Annotated in this window: 15 protein-coding genes and 1 riboswitch; of the genes, 10 read left to right on the top strand and 5 right to left on the bottom strand. The window is 66.3% G+C overall.

Annotation, left to right across the window (positions count from 1 at the left end; translation table 11 throughout):
- Positions 1-7: 7 nt before the first annotated feature.
- Entirely contained in the window at positions 8-586 is a 579-nt protein-coding gene (locus CSC73_RS05440; RefSeq protein ID WP_163839407.1) for a hypothetical protein, read from the bottom strand.
- 172 nt (positions 587-758) lie between these two features.
- Complete coding sequence (locus CSC73_RS05435) at positions 759-1,508, bottom strand: GntR family transcriptional regulator (RefSeq protein WP_163839406.1); 750 nt, start codon at positions 1,506-1,508, stop codon at positions 759-761.
- A gap of 136 nt (positions 1,509-1,644) precedes the next feature.
- Between CSC73_RS05435 and zwf the strand changes: the two genes are divergently transcribed.
- The 6 genes from zwf (at position 1,645) to zapE (ending at position 8,455) form a co-directional block, all read left to right on the top strand.
- Positions 1,645-3,123 (top strand): glucose-6-phosphate dehydrogenase, encoded by a 1,479-nt coding sequence (gene zwf, locus CSC73_RS05430; protein ID WP_246197366.1) that lies wholly within the window; start codon positions 1,645-1,647, stop codon positions 3,121-3,123.
- A 161-nt stretch (positions 3,124-3,284) separates the two neighbouring features.
- Entirely contained in the window at positions 3,285-4,004 is a 720-nt protein-coding gene (pgl, locus tag CSC73_RS05425) for a 6-phosphogluconolactonase (protein ID WP_163839405.1), read from the top strand.
- Between the two features lie 146 nt (positions 4,005-4,150).
- Positions 4,151-4,669, top strand: a complete 519-nt coding sequence (locus tag CSC73_RS05420) for a c-type cytochrome (RefSeq protein ID WP_163839404.1) — start codon at positions 4,151-4,153, stop codon at positions 4,667-4,669.
- A 73-nt stretch (positions 4,670-4,742) separates the two neighbouring features.
- On the top strand, positions 4,743-6,476 hold the full coding sequence (locus CSC73_RS05415) for an ExeM/NucH family extracellular endonuclease (RefSeq protein ID WP_163839403.1): 1,734 nt from the start codon (positions 4,743-4,745) through the stop codon (positions 6,474-6,476).
- Positions 6,477-6,686: 210 nt separating this feature from the next.
- Positions 6,687-7,349 (top strand): alpha/beta hydrolase, encoded by a 663-nt coding sequence (locus CSC73_RS05410; protein ID WP_163839402.1) that lies wholly within the window; start codon positions 6,687-6,689, stop codon positions 7,347-7,349.
- The gene (zapE, locus tag CSC73_RS05405) at positions 7,346-8,455 is read left to right on the top strand and encodes a cell division protein ZapE (RefSeq protein WP_163839401.1); all 1,110 of its coding nucleotides are present in this window, start codon (positions 7,346-7,348) and stop codon (positions 8,453-8,455) included. Before CSC73_RS05410 ends, zapE begins: the two co-directional genes overlap by 4 nt.
- A gap of 136 nt (positions 8,456-8,591) precedes the next feature.
- Here the strand turns inward: zapE and CSC73_RS05400 are convergent, their stop codons facing one another.
- The 3 genes from CSC73_RS05400 to ompR all read right to left on the bottom strand — a co-directional run bounded on the left by CSC73_RS05400 (position 8,592) and on the right by ompR (position 11,660).
- Positions 8,592-9,515, bottom strand: coding sequence for an alpha/beta hydrolase (locus CSC73_RS05400; RefSeq protein ID WP_163839400.1), 924 nt, complete (start codon positions 9,513-9,515; stop codon positions 8,592-8,594).
- A 139-nt stretch (positions 9,516-9,654) separates the two neighbouring features.
- A complete protein-coding gene (locus CSC73_RS05395) occupies positions 9,655-10,926 on the bottom strand; it encodes an ATP-binding protein (protein ID WP_163839399.1) in 1,272 nt (423 codons plus the stop codon).
- A complete protein-coding gene (gene ompR, locus CSC73_RS05390) occupies positions 10,923-11,660 on the bottom strand; it encodes an osmolarity response regulator transcription factor OmpR (RefSeq protein WP_163839398.1) in 738 nt (245 codons plus the stop codon). The genes CSC73_RS05395 and ompR overlap by 4 nt, the downstream gene beginning before the upstream one ends.
- 192 nt (positions 11,661-11,852) lie before the next feature.
- On the opposite strand from ompR, the gene CSC73_RS05385 reads away from it, so the two are divergent.
- The 4 genes from CSC73_RS05385 to CSC73_RS05370 all read left to right on the top strand — a co-directional run bounded on the left by CSC73_RS05385 (position 11,853) and on the right by CSC73_RS05370 (position 16,541).
- A complete protein-coding gene (locus tag CSC73_RS05385; protein WP_163839397.1) occupies positions 11,853-12,392 on the top strand; it encodes a hypothetical protein in 540 nt (179 codons plus the stop codon).
- 155 nt (positions 12,393-12,547) lie between these two features.
- Positions 12,548-12,829, top strand: a complete 282-nt coding sequence (locus tag CSC73_RS05380; protein ID WP_246197364.1) for an EF-hand domain-containing protein — start codon at positions 12,548-12,550, stop codon at positions 12,827-12,829.
- Between the two features lie 12 nt (positions 12,830-12,841).
- Positions 12,842-13,705, top strand: a complete 864-nt coding sequence (locus CSC73_RS05375; protein ID WP_163839396.1) for a sterol desaturase family protein — start codon at positions 12,842-12,844, stop codon at positions 13,703-13,705.
- Between the two features lie 16 nt (positions 13,706-13,721).
- Positions 13,722-13,939, top strand: a riboswitch (cobalamin riboswitch).
- Between the two features lie 250 nt (positions 13,940-14,189).
- Positions 14,190-16,541, top strand: a complete 2,352-nt coding sequence (locus CSC73_RS05370; RefSeq protein WP_163839512.1) for a ribonucleoside-diphosphate reductase subunit alpha — start codon at positions 14,190-14,192, stop codon at positions 16,539-16,541.
- Positions 16,542-16,617: the final 76 nt, after the last annotated feature.

The raw sequence follows: 16,617 nt of genomic DNA, 5'->3' as shown, positions 1-16,617 counted from the left end.
CCGGCCCTCAGCCGTTCTTCGAAGCGTCCTGGGCGCCGCGCAGGCGCAACGAGACCTCCGCCATCAGGTCGGCCAGGTCTTCGCGCGCCAGCTTCTGTCCGCCCAGTTCGCTGCGCGCCGAAGACAGCGCATCGCGCACCGCCTGCAGGGCCGCCTGGGTGCGTTCGTCGAGTTGCGCCAACGCATCGCGGGCGCGGGCTTCGGCAGCGGTGGCGTTGTCTTCGTGCTGTTGCAGCACGGCGTTGATCTCGCTGCGCTGGGTGCGCTGGGACTGGCCGAAGCGCACGTCGATATCGTCCAGCGCGCTGGTGCGCGCGGCGCTTTCCTGGCGCAGTTGCGCGCCCAGCTTTTCGATCTGCGGATCCAGCCGCGCTTCCAACCCGGCGATGCGCCGCTCGTAGTCGGCGGCCACGCGGGCCAGCTCGCTTTCCATGAGCTCGCTGAGTTCCTTGATGCGACGATCGAAATCGCGGACCACGCCGCCGAACATCAGTTCGCGGATCTGGTCCATCTTGTTGTCGCTGGCGTCCGCATTGGCCGCATCGGGCGCCTTATCGGCGATTTCAAAACGTTTGTTCGCACCCATGTTCACTCCGACGTGTTCTGCAAGATGTTTTGCCGTCGCGCGTCCGCCTCTGCGCCTACTTGCGGTTGCGCCGAACGGCATCATGCGATATTTGTCACATTATCGGCTGTTCGCTGAAGAAACCCCATTACTTCGACAATAGTGAGAGCGCTCACATTGTTGAGATTCAGGATTATTCGCTGTGCAGCTCGGCGACGAAGTCGTAGGCATCGCCGCGGTAGAACGAACGCGTGGATTCCACCACCCGGCCGTCGGCCAGGAACGCGCGGCGCTCTATCAGCAGGCCCGGACTGCCGGTCGGCAGGTGCAGCAGCTTCGCGGTCTCGGCATCCAGCGCCACCGCGCGCAAATGCTGCAGTGCGCGCACAGGGCGATGGCCATGCGGCTGCAGCGCTTCATAGAGGGAGTCGACCACGCTCAGCGGATCCGGCAACAAAGCGTGCGGCACCAGAGTGCGTTCCACCGCCAGCGGCGCATCGCCGCCGTAGCGCACGCGATGGAAGCGGATCACGCCGCTGCCCGGTGACAGGTTCAAGGCCATGGCTTCTTCCGGGGTGACTTCGCCCACGCTGCGCTCGAAGAATTCCGAGCGCGGGTTGAGGCCGCGTTCGCGCAGGTCGTCGGTGAAGCTGGTCAGGCGCGAGAACGAGCGCTGGATGCGTTCGGCCACGAAACTGCCAGCGCCATGGCGCTGGGTCAGCAGGCCGGATTCGACCAACCCCGACAATGCGCGCCGCACGGTGACCCGCGACAGCGACAGCTGCTGGCACAGGTCGCGCTCGCTGGGCAGGGCCTGTCCGGGCTGCAGCACGCCGCTGTCGATCAGGTTCTGCACTGCCCGCCGCAGCCGCGCATACGCCAGGGTGCGGGTGGTATCGGCGGCGCCGAGGCGCTGGTATTCACGGGACAGGGCGGAGGACATGAACGAAAAGTACCAATGAAATACCAATCCCGCAAGCGAAATGACCAATATCAGCGAATCAAGGGCATGGATGGCGATCATGGTATTTCGGTGGTATTTTCCCCGTTCCCGACACCGTTCCCCAAAGAGACCTGCTGTGACCGCCAAGACTGTCCCCGTCGACACCTTCGACCTCGTGATTTTCGGCGGCACCGGCGATCTGGCGCTGCGCAAGTTGTTGCCCGGCCTGTTCCGGCGCTACGCCGATGGCCAGATCCCGGAAGACAGCCGCATCGTCGGCGTGGCCCGCGACAAACAGTCCGACGAGGACTACCGGGCCAAGGTCGACGGGGCGCTGGCCCCGGTGGTGGGCAGCGACCCTTCGCTGCAGGCCAAGCTGGCGCCCTTCCTGCAGAAACTGGGTTACCACGCGTTGGACGCGACCAAGGACGAAGGCTGGCAGGGTTTCGCCGACGAGCTGGCGACCCACGGCGACCGCATCCGCGTGTTCTATCTGTCCACCAGCCCCAGTCTGTTCGTGGACATCTGCACACGCCTGAAGGCGCATGGCCTCAACGGCGGCAACTCGCGGGTGGTGATCGAAAAGCCGATCGGCAAGGACTCGGCCAGTGCGGCGGTGATCAACGATGCGGTGGGCAGCGCGTTCTCCGAAAGCCAGATCTTCCGCATCGACCATTATCTGGGCAAGGAAACGGTGCAGAACCTGATGGCGCTGCGCTTCGCCAACATCCTGTTCGAGCCGCTGTGGAATTCCAACTACGTCGACCACGTGCAGATCACCGTGGCCGAAACCGTGGGCCTGGAAAAGCGCGCCGGCTACTACGACACTTCCGGTGCGCTGCGCGACATGGTGCAGAACCACCTGCTGCAGCTGCTGTGCATGGTGTCGATGGAACCGCCGGCGGCGATGCAGGCCGACGCAGTGCGCGACGAGAAGCTGAAGGTGCTGCGCTCGCTGCGTCCGATCGACGCCGAAGACGCCGCGCAGATGACCGTGCGCGGACAGTACCGCGCCGGCGCCAGCAACGGCGGCGCGGTGCCGGGATACTTGGACGAACTGGGCCGCAACGATTCGCGTACCGAGACTTTCGTGGCGTTGAAGGCCGAAGTCGACAACTGGCGCTGGGCCGGCGTGCCGTTCTACCTGCGCACCGGCAAGCGGCTGGCCGAGCGCGTGTCGGAGATCGTCATCGCCTTCCGGCCGGTGCCGCATTCCATTTTCGAACAGACCTCCGGCCCGATCATGGCCAACAAGCTGGTGCTGCGCCTGCAGCCCGACGAAGGCGTGAAGCTGTGGCTGATGATCAAGGATCCCGGTCCGGGCGGTCTGCGCCTGCAGCACGTGCCGCTGGACATGAGCTTCGCCGAGGCCTTCGGCGTGCACCAGCCCGAAGCCTACGAGCGCCTGCTGATGGACGTGGTGCGCGGCAATCCCACGCTGTTCATGCGCCGCGACGAAGTGGAAGCGGCATGGAAGTGGATCGACCCGATCCTGGCCGCCTGGGAAACCCTGCGCGAAGCGCCGAAACCCTACACCGCCGGCTCGTGGGGGCCGAGCGCGGCAGTAGCGCTCATCGAACGCGATGGACGGACCTGGCATGAAGACGCGACATAAGCGATTTGTTCCCTTCTCCCCTTGGGAGAAGGTGCCCCGAAGGGGCGGATGAGGGAGGGAGAGTTCCGGCCCACGGAAAGTATCCCGCAAACCGATAGCCCATTCCCTCATCCGCCCTACGGGCAGCTTCTCCCGGTGGGAGAAGGAAAACAGGAGCAGCCATGACCACCGACCTCTCCCCGAAAATCCAACCGCACACCTTTCCCGACCCGACCGCCCTGGCCGAAGCCCTGGCCCTGTCCGTCGCCGGCGATCTGCGCGCCGCGCTGGCCGAGCGCGGCTCCGCCAGCTTGGCCCTGTCCGGCGGCAACACCCCCAAGGCCTTCATGCAGGCGCTCGCCCTGCAGCCGCTGGACTGGCCGCGCATTGTGGTAACCCTGGTAGATGAGCGCTGGGTGCCGGAATCCAACGCACGCTCCAATGCGGCGCTGCTGAGAACCAACCTGCTGCAAGGACCGGCTGCGGCGGCGCGGTTCGTTCCCCTGTACCGCGATGCGCCGGAACCGGAGCAGGCGCTGGCCGAAGTCGAATCCGATCTGGCCGCCCTGCCTTCGCCCTTCGACGCGCTGGTGCTGGGCATGGGCAACGACGGGCACACCGCGTCGTTCTTTCCCGGCGGCGATCACCTGACGGCCGCCCTGGACCCCTCCACAACGGCGGTGCTGCTGCCGATGCGCGCGCCCGACGCAGGCGAACCCCGCATCACCCTGACCCTGCCGCCGATCCTGGCCGCGCGCCATCTGTATCTCCACATCGAAGGCGCGGGCAAGCGGCAGGTCCTGGACGAAGCCCTCTCCGCCGAGGGTCCAGGCAGCGCGTATCCCATCCGCAGCGTGCTGGAACATGCCCGCTCCCCTGTGCGGATTTACTGGACGGCTTGAGGCATCCGCACCGGCCCTGCTTATAATGGAGGCCTTGCCTGCGGCGCTTGCGCCCGGGTCCTTCCCTCAACCTGCATGCGGCAGTTACGGGATTCCTGATTTTCAGTAGCCAAGCACGGCCCCGGCCGTGCTGCCAAAGGTGGAAAGTGCGTAACTACGACCTCGAATTCCTCAAGCATTTCTCCATGGTCATCGGCTTCCTGATGCTGGTGACCCTGGGCCTGATCGGCGGCGCGCTCTACCTGCACGGCAGCCTCCCGCCGGAAGTCTCGCCGGTGGCGGCCAAGCAGACCGAGGCGCGCATCGCCCCGGCCGGCGCCGTGTATGCCGGCGCCACCGGCGCGGCGGCCCAGGCGGCGGCGCAGGCCGCGGCGCTGGCGGCCGCGTCCGCCCAGCAGGCCTACGGCGGCACCCTGGACGGCGGCGTGATCTACCAGAACCTGTGCGGCGCCTGCCACACCAACGGCGTGGGCAAGGCCCCGACCCTGACCGCCGCCGGCTTCGGCGCGCGCGCGGCCAAGGGCAAGGAAACCTTGTACAAGCACGCCATCGAGGGCTTCACCGGCCCCGACGGCGGGGTGATGCCGCCCAAGGGCGGCAACCCGGGCCTGACCGAAGAACAAATCCACGCCACCGTCGACTGGATGCTGGCCAACGTGAAGTAAGCTTCGGCCCTCGCCGATGCGCGCAACGCCGCCTTCGGGCGGCGTTTTAGTTTGAATCCTGTTCGGAGCCGCCATGACCGTGACCCGCTTCCACGCCTCCCTGCTGCTTGCGCTGGTCTGCGCCTGCGGCGCCGCCTCCACCTATGCCGCGGTCAAGCGCAGCGTCATCACCATAGGCCGGGCGCAAGGCCGTGGCGACCGCAGTCCGCTGGAAGGCCAGCCGGTGATCGTGCAGGGCACGATCACGGGGAACTTCGTCGACGGCATGGGCGGCTTCTTCCTTCAGGACGGCGGCGACGGCGATCCGTTCACTTCCGACGGCCTGTTCGTCCTCCCGCCCAAGGCATCCAAGACCAAGCTGCGCGCCGGCGACACGGTGCGCGTCACGGGACGTGTGTTCGAAGACGCGGGCGACGGCAAATCGTTCGGCACCTTGACCACAGTACGGGCGGAGCGCATAGAGCCGGTGAAGCTCCCCAAGGCCGTCCCCGTCATCCCTACCGTGTTGACCGCGCCGCCTGATCGCTGGGAGGTGCTGGAAGGGATGCTGGTCATGATCGACGCGCCACTGAGCCTCAACGGCACCGATACGCGCTACGCCGAAACCACCGCCAGTTTCGACGAACGGCTGTGGACTCCTACCGAGATCGCAGCCCCCGGCAGCGTCCGTTTCCACGAAATCGAAAGATCGAACGCCCGGCAACGGATCGTACTGGACGACGCCAGCAGCCGCCGCGATCCGAAAACAGTGTGGTACCTGCCCGAAGGCGTTCCGCGCAGCGGCAGCACCGCCAGCGGCGCGCGCGGCATCGTCGATCAGCGCCAGGGCAGCTATCGCCTGCAGCTGACCGCGCCGCTGGAAGCCAAGCCGGCCGCGCGCCCGGCCGCGCCCAAGGCGGCCGGCAACCTGCGCGTGGCCGCGTTCAACATGGAGAACCTGTTCAACGGCGACGGCAGCGGCGGCGGATTCCCCACCCTGCGCGGTGCCACCGCGCCGGCCCAGCTGAAGGCGCAGACGGACAAACTGGTGCTGACGCTCAAGGCGCTCAACCCCGATATCGCCGCGTTGATGGAACTGGAGAACGATGGCTACGGCCCGCAATCCAGCCTGGCGCAATTCGTCGATGCGTTGAACGAAGGCGGCGGCGACTGGCGTTTCATCGATGCGCAGAAAGGCCCCGGCAGCGACGAGATCCGCGTCGGCCTGATCTATCGCAAGAGCCGCGTGTCGCCGGTCGGCAAGCCGGCGGTGCTGGAAGAAGGGCCGTTCGGAGCGCGCAGCCGCGTACCGCTGGCGCAGGCGTTCCGCCGCAGCAAGGGCAGCCAGGTGTTCCTGGTGGTGGCCAACCATTTCAAGTCCAAGGGATGCACCGAAGCGGCCGGCCCCGACGCCGACCAGCGCGACGGGCAGGCTTGCTGGAATGCGCTGCGCCTGGATTCGGCGCAGCGCCTGGACGCATGGCTGAAGACCAACCCCACCGGCCAGCGCACCGACAAGAAGCTGGTGGTAGGCGACTTCAACGCCTATGCGATGGAAGACCCGATGCGCCTGCTGCGCGAACGCGGATGGAAGGACGCCTTCGCCGTGGCCAAAGTCCAGCAACCTTACAGCTACCTCTACGGCGGCATGCTGGGCCGTCTGGACCATGCGCTGCTCAGTCCCGCCTTGGCCAAGCGTCTGCGCGGCGCGGCCGAGTGGCATAGCAATGCGGACGAACCCGAGAGCGAAGGCTACGCCGGCAGCGATATCGAAGGGCCTTGGCGCAGTTCCGACCACGACCCGATGGTGCTGGGTTTCGACTTGTAAGCACGCACGTCGGCGATGCGGTCGTTGGCTTCGCCGCATCGCACACCAACCGACATGAACCGGTGGGAGCGGCGTCCCGCCGCGAGCTCTTGCTTCTTTGAATGTGCCCGCTGCTTGGCACCGCGCTAGACGATCCGAGACCGCGGAAAAGCTCGCGGCGGGACGCCGCTCCCACGTTCGGGGGAGACGGGCGGCGGTTATTATGTCTCCATGTCAGCGCCCACCTTCCCCGATCAATCCACTTCGCTGCAACTGGCCGGGCCTGCGGGCGCACTGGAAGTCGCCGTCGACCGGCCCGAGGGCGATATCGCCGCGCTACCGCTGACGGTCGTGCTCTGCCATCCGCTTTCCACCGAAGGCGGCAGCATCAGCAACAAGGTGGTGACCATGGCCGCGCGCAGCCTGCGCGAGCTGGGCGCCAACACGGTGCGTTTCAACTTCCGTGGCGTGGGCCAGTCGGCCGGCAGTTTCGACCACGGCAACGGCGAACTGCAGGATCTGCTGGCGGTGGTGGAATGGGTGCGCGGGCAACGCCCGGACGACGATCTGTGGCTGGCCGGTTTCAGCTTCGGCGCGTACGTCTCGCTGCGCGCCAACGACATCGTGCTGCCCGACGCGCTGATCTCCATCGCGCCGCCGGCCGGACGCTGGGATTTCGGCAAGATCGCGACGCCGGTGTGCCCCTGGCTGGTGATCCAGGGCGAGAACGACGAGATCGTCGATCCGCAGGCGGTCTACGACTGGATCGATACGCTGAAGCGCAAGCCCGAGCTGGTGCGCATGCCCGACACCAGCCACTTCTTCCATCGCAAGCTGATCGATCTGCGCGGGGCCCTGCAGCACGGCGTGAAGCACTGGTTGCCGGCGGCGTGAGTCCGGTAGAAGCGGCGCGCGGCGCGCCGACGCCCTCGCAAGCCTATGCCGAAGGCGTCGCGCGCGGCGATTGGCAGGACGAACCCGCCCAGCACGCCGCCTTGAGAGAGCTGGACCGGCTGCACGACGCGCTGGTGGAAGCGGCCGACATCGGCTGGCGCGAGCGGCTCTCGTTCTGGAAGAAGCCCGAAGCGGTGCGCGGCCTGTATCTGTGGGGCGGGGTGGGCCGCGGCAAGACCTTCCTGGTGGATCTGTTCTACGACGGACTGCCCAGCCAGCAGAAATACCGCACTCATTTCCACCGCTTCATGCGCGGCGTGCACGAGCGCCTGCGCGAACACGCCGGCCAGAGCGATCCGTTGGCCAGGATCGTGGAGCAATGGCGCGACGAATTGCGGGTGCTGGTGCTGGACGAATTCTTCGTCACCGACATCGGCGATGCGATGCTGCTGTCCCGCCTGCTGGAACGCATGTTCGCCGAGGGCGTGACTCTGGTGACCACTTCCAATACCGCGCCGGAGAATCTGTACGCGCACGGCCTGCAGCGCGAAAGCTTCCTGCCCGCCATCGCCCTGCTGCAGAAACATTGCGTGACGCTGCACGCCGAAGGCGAAGAGGACTACCGCCTGCGCGCGCTGACCCGTTCGCCGGTGTACCGCACGCCGCTGGACGCGCAGTCCGATGCTTGGCTGGGAGAACGCTGGCGCGAACTGAGCGGCCTGGCGGAGAAGCGCGGCAACATCGAGATCGAGGCGCGCAAGATCCCGGTACGGGGACGCGGCAAGAGCATCGTCTGGTTCGACTTCGCCGCGCTGTGCGAAGGACCGCGCGGCACCACCGATTACATCGAAGTCGCGCGCGAGTTCAATACCGTGCTGCTGGGCGGCATTCCCGTTTTCGACCGCAGCAACGAAGACGCCGCGCGGCGCTTCGTCAACCTGATCGACGAGCTGTACGACCGCCACGTCAATCTGGTGTGCACCGCGGCGATGCTGCCGACCGCGCTGTATTCGGGAACACGCCTGCAAGGTGCATTCGAACGCACCGCCTCGCGCCTGATCGAAATGCAGAGCGCCGAATATCTGGCCCGGCAACATCGCGCTTGATGTTTCGAAGCCCCTCTCCAACGGGAGAGGGGTTGGGGCGAGGGTACGGCGAAGTCATGCTCGTCCGAACCATCATGGACTTCGCCGCACCTTCATTCGGCCTACGGACCGCCTTCGCCCGAAGGCGAGAAGGGCTTCATCTCACCAGCGAATCGACGAACTTCGCCACTGCCTCGGTATACGCCGATGGCAGGCCCAGCTCACGATTGATCTCCGCATGCGACATCGGCTCGGGCAGTACTTCCATGCGCACGCCCAGCTGCGCGGCCTTTCGCGCCAGCTTGCGGCCCTCATCGCAGGGCGATGAAGGGAATCGGCGTTCGCTGGAACAGACGATCAGCATCGGCAGCGCGGCACGGCCCAGTTGCTGTTGCGGCGAAGCGGCGGCCCAATAATTTTCGTCGGCGCCGAAAGCGTTGCGGTACAACTTGGGCAAGCGCGGCATGCCCATCAGCGCCGGTACGTCCAGCGCGCCGCTGTCCAGCGAAACCACACCGAGCGGGCGTTGCGCGCCGGCATCGGCGAGCCTCTTCGGATCGGCGCCGAGCAAGGCGACCAGATGCGCGCCGGCCGAGTGGCCGGCCAGCACGAAACGCGCGCGGTCCAGGCTCCATTCGTCCGCACGGCGCTGCGCCGTGGCCACCGCTTGCGCCACATCGCGGGCCTGCAGCAGCGGGGCCGCCTCGGGCAGCATGCGGTAGTTGGCGGAAATCACCGCATAGCCTTTCGCCAGCCAGAAGTCGATCTTGTTTTCGATGCCCGGATTGGTCTTGTCGCCGTTGGCCCAACCGCCGCCATGAACGAAGAAGAGCACCGGCGCGCGCCGGACTCCCTTGGGCAGATAGACATCGAAGCGCTGCGCCGGATCGGCGCCGTAGGCGACGTTGCGCACCGCCTCCGCACCGGCGGGCAGCGCGACCGTGCGCTCGCGCTTGCTGGCTTCGCGCAGTTGCGTCAAGCGTTCCATCCGGTCCGGCGCAGGCGCGGCTTCCGCACCGAAGCGCATCGCCGCCAGCGGCAGGCACAGACAGAGCAGCATGCTGCGGACTTTCACGTTCATGGCGATGCTCCTATTGCATTCATTCGGTTTTCCCGCGCAGCACTTCTCTCCTTTGTCGTCCCGAACGCAGCGAGGGATCTGCTTCCGTTGCCGATTTCAGGAGCGGCAGATCCCCCCAATGCGTCTGGGATGACCGTTTTCATGCGCCGCGCAGCAGCAGCACGGCACGTAGGCCATGCGGCGAATTCGGCGTCAGCCGCAGTTGGCCGCCATGTTGATGCGCCACGCGATCGACGATGGCCAGGCCCAGGCCGCTGCCGCCGTTCTGGCTGTCGTGCACGAAGGGCTGCCGCGCGCGTTCGGCCGCTTCGGCGGTCAGGCCCGGTCCGTGGTCGGAGACTTCGATGCGCCAGGCTTCGCCTTCGCGGCGCAGCCGCAGCGCGTATGGAGGCGCGCCATGGCGCTGCGCGTTGACCAGAAGGTTCTCCACCGCGCGCAACAGCGCCATCGGCCGGCCGCGCATGGGCGCGGACTCCGGCAACTCGGTTTCCCATGCGGCGGCGGAAGCGGTTACGGCATTGCGGCAGATTTCGGCGAGATCCAGCGATTCGCTGATTTCATCGCGGCCATCGCGGGCGTAGGCGATGAACTGGGTCAGGATGGCGTCGATCTCCTCGATGTCGCGGCGGATGCCGGCGCGCAGTTCCGGGTCGGTATCGGGCAGCAGTTCGGCGGCGAACTGCACCCGTGTCAACGGGGTGCGCAGATCGTGCGAGATGCCGGCCAGCATGAAGGCGCGCTCCTCGGCGGCAGCGCGGACTTCGCGGCTGGCGTCGGTCAAGGCGCGGGCCAGTTCGCTCACTTCCCGTGGGCCGGAGGTCAGCATGGCTTCGGGCGGATCGCCGCGCACGATGTCGGGCGCGGCCTTGGCCAACTGCCGCAACGGCATCGCCAGGCGGCGCGCGAAATAAGCCGCCGCCAGCCATACCAGCAGCACGCAACCGGCCAGCAGCAGCACGGAAAAACGCCGCATGCCCTGGCCGCGGCGGTCGTAGGCGAACGACACCCACATCGGCGAGGCGGTGTTCAATTTCAGCCAGACCGCGTTGGCGCTGGCGTTGCGGCCCAGGCGTACTTCGCGGCCGGGATCGAGGTTGCCGCGGGCTTGTTCTTCGAGTTCGCGCATGAACGGCGCGACCCGCGGCGCGGTATCCGGCGGCGGCTCCGTGCGCACCTCCATGCCGGCCTCGCGCAGCAATTGCAGCGCACGGGCGTGCGACTGGGTGCGGTCGAGCTCCTCCACCACATCGGCAAAGCCATCCATCGCCCGCAGCAATTGTTCGGCCGCCGGCCGGGTCGCCATCTCGCGGCCCAGCAATACGGCCAGCACGCCGGCGCCGGCCAGGGTCAACGCGATGACCAGCGCCAGTTGGCCGAACACGCTTCTGGGGAGCAGGCTGCGCACGATCATGTCTGCGCTCCTGCCGGTGTTTCGTCCGGCGGCACATACGCATAACCCACGCCCCACACCGTTTGCAGGATGCGCGGGTGGCGCGGATCGTCCTCCAGCAGGCGGCGCAGACGGGTGATGGTCACATCGATGCTGCGCTCGAAAGCGTCGTGTTCGCGGCCGCGCGCCAGACTCATCAAACGGTCGCGGCTGAGCGGTTGGCGCGGATGGCGCAACAGCACCGCCAGCACCGCGAATTCGCCGGAAGTCATTTTCAACGGCGCGCCATCGCGGCTCAGTTCGCGCCGGCCCAGGTCCAGACGGAACGGACCGAAGCGGATTTCCCCGCCTTCGGCCTGCGGCGCGCCGGGGGCCGTTGCGCCGCTGCGCCGCAGTACCGAGCGGATGCGCGCCAGCAGTTCGCGTGGGTTGACTGGTTTGGGCAAGTAGTCATCGGCGCCGATTTCCAAGCCGACGATGCGATCGATCTCGTCGCCCTTGGCGGTGAGCATGACGATGGGCGTGGCGTCGCCCTGGCCGCGCAGGCGCCGGCAGATGTCCAGGCCGCTTTCGCCCGGCAGCATCAGATCCAGCACGATCAGGTCGAAATGGCCGCGGTCCAGCGCCTGGCGCATCTGCACGCCATCTCCCACGCCTTTCACGCTGAAGTCCTGCGATTCCAGATAGCGCACCAGCAGTTCGCGCAGGCGCGGATCGTCGTCGACCAGGAGCAGGCGGGCGGTGGTTTCGTTCATGGCGCCACTATCGCGGTTGTCGGCCGGGCGCGGCAAATCGGGATCGCAGCCGCTTTGTAAGCAAATGTTTCGACCGGGCGCTTGCGAAACATCCGCTCGCAATCCGGCAACACCCGTGGGATCCGGGCCGGATAACTTGACCTCACCGCGGCGCGACCGCTCCGCGATCACCCAGTCCCACAGGAGAAGCCCATGAATACCAAGATCAATGCGCTGCTGGCCGCCATTGCCCTGGCCGGCGTGTTTTCCGCCGGCATCGACGACGCAGGCGCCCGCGAACGTACCCGCACCCGCGCCGTGAGCAACGTGGAAGGCGTGCGCAACGCCAGCACCAGCGCCAGCGCCAGCGGCGCCAACGGCAGTTACGCCCGCGGCCGCAACGTGCAGAGCGACGGCCAGGGCAATGCCTCCGGCTGGCGCAACGCCTCGGTCAGCGGCGCCAATGGCGGCTCGGCCAGCAGCCAGGGCAGCTTCTACCGCAACGCCGACGGCAGCGCCGGCCGCCAGGGCAGCGCCACTGCCACCAGCGCCAATGGCGGCACCGCCAGCACCAGCGGCGGCTTCACCAAGAACCCCGACGGCACCTATTCCGGCGGCCGCGAAACCAGCGCCACCGGCGCCAACGGCAATTCCTACAACGGCTCCACTGCCTACGAGAACGGCAGCATCACCCATACCGGCACCTGCACCAATGCCGCGGGCGAAGTGATCGCCTGCCCCGGCGGCGACTGAGAACCGTCTCCGGCCATATCCACGGACGGATTGGCCGGAGCGTCCGCCGGCACAGCCGAAAAGCGTCTCCCCGGCGCTGCGGAGCGCCCCTCCTCCACTTCCCCGACCGCTCCGCAGCGCTTTCCTTCTCCGATCGTCCATCGAGGATCCGTTCCATGAAAAGCAATTTCTTTCACCTTTGTCTTGGCTACGCGCTGCTGGCGGTTTCCATCGACGCCATGGCCCAGCAACCTTCCGCCGAACAGAAGCAGGCCGCGCTCGAACGCCTGCAGGCCGCCGACGCCAACAAGGACGGCTTCATCGACAAAGCCGAAGCCGATGCGAAGTTGCCGCGTATCGCCAAGAACTTCGACAAGCTCGACGCCGACAACGACGGCAGATTGTCGCCCGACGAGTTCAAGGCAGTGGCGGCGAAGTTCGCCGGCCGCAATCGCTGAGCCTGCACGCGCATGGATTTCAGCCGGCCCTTGTTGCTGTTCCCCGGTCTGTTGCTGGTGCTGATCGCCGCGATCGAAGGATGGGTGCTGGTGCGCCGTGGCCGCGACTACGACTGGAAAGGCTATTGGGCATCGCTGGGCGATGTGCTGGGCCGCGGCGCACTGAACCTGGTCGTCCAGGGCGGCCTGACAGGCGCGATGCTCTACGGCATCTGGAACCTGCGCGTGGCCACCATCGGCATGGACCGGTGGTGGCATTGGGCTCTGCTCTTCGTGGGCCAGGAGTTCTGCTACTACTGGATGCACCGTGCCGACCACCGCATCCGCTGGTTCTGGCTCAACCACTCGGTGCATCATTCATCCAACCAGTACAACCTGTCGGCCGCCTATCGCCTGGGCTGGACCGGGAAACTCACCGGCGCGGCTATCTTCTTCGGGCCGCTGGTGTGGATGGGCTTTCCGGTGCCGTACGTGGTCGGCGCGCTGGCGATGAATCTACTTTATCAGTTCTGGCTGCATACCGAGCTGATCGGCAAGCTGCCGCGCCCGATCGAGTTCCTGTTCAACACGCCGGCGCACCATCGCGTGCACCACGCCAGCAATCCGGACTACATCGATTGCAACTACGGCGGCGTGCTGATTCTGTTCGATCGGCTGTTCGGCACGTTCCGCGACCAACGCGCGGACGAGCCGCCGCGCTATGGCCTGGTCGAACCGCTGCGCAGCTACAACCCGCTGCGCATCGCCAGCCATGCCTGGGTCGGCATGTTCCACGACCTGCGGCTTGCGCGCGGCTGGCGTGAAACCTGGCTGACCGTATTCGGGCCGCCTGAGTACAAGCCGGCGGCCGCCAAAAAACTCCACATATCGTGTTGACGTATATCTGTAACCACACTATGTTGTGGCCGTCGGTTCCGACGGCTCGCGCCGCCGGATGAAAAGGGAAGCCGGTGCGGCTCTTGCGAGCCCATCCCGGCACTGCCCCGCAGCGGTAGGTGGAAACGAAGTCGCAATACGCACTGGTGCACTGCACCGGGAAGCAGCGGCCTAGGAGGAAGCGAAGCTTCCGCGTCCACGAGTCCGAAGACCTGCCGACAGCCGCGCGAAGCACACCGCGCGGTGCCGGCCACGGAATCTCCGGGGGGAGACAGGCTGGCGAAGCAAGGCAAGCGACTTCCGTCGCGGTGCCTGCGACGCCGCTTTCCCATCCTGAGACGCACCAGGCCTGCGCTGCCTGCGAGGGACAGGCCGCCGCGTGCATCATGATGGGAGATACACCGTGACACAGAACGAACAGGCGCTCGCAGAAGCGACCGATGACACTTCCTTTTTGCTGACTCCGCCGCCCACCGCCACCGCGATGAGCGTGACCAAGCGCAACGGCGGCCAGGAACCGGTGGATCTCAACAAGATCGTGCGCGCGGTGCAGCGCAACTGCGAAGGTTTGCATGCGATCGATCCGATGCGCGTGGCTACGCGCACCATCTCCGGCCTGTACAACGGCGCGACCACGCGCGAGCTGGACGAACTGTCCATCCGCACCGCTGCGTTGCTGACCGCCGAAGAACCCGAATACGGCCGCCTGGGCGCGCGCTTGCTGGCCAACTACATCGCCAAGGAAGTCACCGGCCAGGAAATCCATGCGTTCTCGCAGTCGATCCTGCGCGGCCACGAAGTCGGTCTGATCAACGATCGCCTGCTCGGCTTCGTGCAGACCAACGCGCGCAAGTTGAACGATGCGCTGGATGCCTCGCTTGATCTGCGTTTCGACTACTTCGGCCTGCGCACCCTGTACGACCGCTACCTGCTGCGTCACCCGCACACGCGCAAGGTCATCGAAACGCCGCAGCAGTTCTTCCTGCGCATCGCCTGCGCATTGAGCGAGGACGTACCGGAAGCATTGGCGCTGTACCGGCGCATGGGCAACCTGGACTATCTGCCCAGCTCGCCGACGCTGTTCAACGCCGGCACCACCCACGAGCAGCTGTCCAGCTGCTTCCTGCTGGATTCGCCGATCGATTCGCTGGAATCCATCTACCAGAAGTACGGCGACATCGCCCAGCTGTCCAAGTTCAGCGGCGGCATCGGCGTCAGCTTCACCCGCGTGCGTTCGCGCGGCTCGCTGATCAAGTCCACCAACGGCCATTCCAACGGCATCGTGCCGTGGCTGAAGACGCTGGATTCGTCGGTGGCGGCGGTGAACCAGGGCGGCAAGCGCAAGGGCGCGGCCTGCGTGTACCTGGAGCCGTGGCATGCGGACGTGGAGGAATTCCTGGAGCTGCGCGACAACACCGGCGACGAGGCGCGGCGCACGCACAACCTGAACCTGGCCAACTGGATTCCCGATCTTTTCATGAAGCGTGTGGAAGCCGACGCCGACTGGTCGTTGTTCGATCCGCGCGTGGTGCCCGAGTTCACAGACTTGTTCGGCGCCGATTTCGAACGCGCCTACGAACAGGCCGAGCTGCAGGGCAAGGCGGTGAAGTCGATCAAGGCACGCGAATTGTACGGCCGGATGATGCGCACCCTGGCCCAGACCGGCAACGGCTGGATGACCTTCAAGGACAAGTGCAACCGCGCCAGCAACCAGACCGCCAAGGCCGGCAACGTCATCCATCTGTCCAACCTGTGCACCGAAATCCTGGAGGTCACTTCGGCCGAAGAGACCGCGGTGTGCAATCTGGGTTCGATCAACCTCAGCCATCACCTGGATGAGGATTCCCCCGCCTCTAATCAGTTTTTCGACTTCGACAAGCTGGCCGAAACCGTGCGCCTAGCCGTGCGTCAGCTGGACCGGGTGATCGACCTGAATTTCTATCCCATCGAAACCGCGCGCCGCGGCAACCTGCGCTGGCGCCCGGTCGGGCTGGGGGTGATGGGCCTGCAGGACGTGTTCTTCAAACTGCGCCTGCCGTTCGACAGCGCCGAAGCACGCAAGCTTTCGGCCAGGATCGCCGAGACGATCTACTACCATGCGCTGGAGACTTCGGTGGAACTGGCGGAAGAGCGCGGCAGGCATCCTTCGTTCGCGGACACGCGCGCGGCCGGCGGCGAATTCCAGTTCGAAGCCTGGAACGTGACTCCCGAACACATGGACCGCTGGGAGACGCTGCGCGGGCGCATCGTCGAAAGCGGCCTGCGCAATTCGCTGTTGATCGCCATCGCCCCCACCGCCACCATCGCCTCCATCGCCGGCTGCTACGAGTGCGTGGAGCCGCAGACCAGCAACCTGTTCAAGCGCGAAACGCTGTCGGGCGATTTCCTGCAGGTCAACCGCTACCTGGTGGGCGAACTGAAGAAGCTGGGCATGTGGACCCCGGAAGTGCGCGACGAAATCAAGCAGGCCGAAGGCTCGATCCAGAACGTGCCGCGCATTCCCGACACGTTGCGCGAGATCTATCGCACCACCTGGGAAGTGCCGATGCGCTCTCTGATCGACATGGCCGCCGACCGCGGCGCCTTCATCGACCAGTCCGCTTCGCTCAACCTGTTCATGGAAAGTCCGAACATCGGCGCGATGTCGTCCATGTACATGTATGCGTGGAAGAAGGGCATCAAGACCACTTACTACCTGCGTTCGCGACCGGCCACCAGGATCGCCAAGACGACGCTGGGCAATGTGGCCACCGAAGCGCCGAAGCCTGCCTACACGCCGGTCGAAGCGGTGAGCTGCTCGCTGGAGAATCCGGAGAGTTGCGAGGCTTGCCAGTAAAGATTGAAGCCCCTCTCCCTGTGGGAGAGGGGTTGGGGTGAGGGTACGGCGGAACCCGGATTGTTCGAGCGCCAGT

The sequence above is a fragment of the Pseudoxanthomonas sacheonensis genome, assembly GCF_010093305.1.
Taxonomy (GTDB): Bacteria; Pseudomonadota; Gammaproteobacteria; order Xanthomonadales; family Xanthomonadaceae; genus Pseudoxanthomonas_A; species Pseudoxanthomonas_A sacheonensis.
The sequence above is the reverse complement of the archived record's forward strand: the minus strand, read 5'-3'. Positions and strand labels throughout refer to the sequence as shown.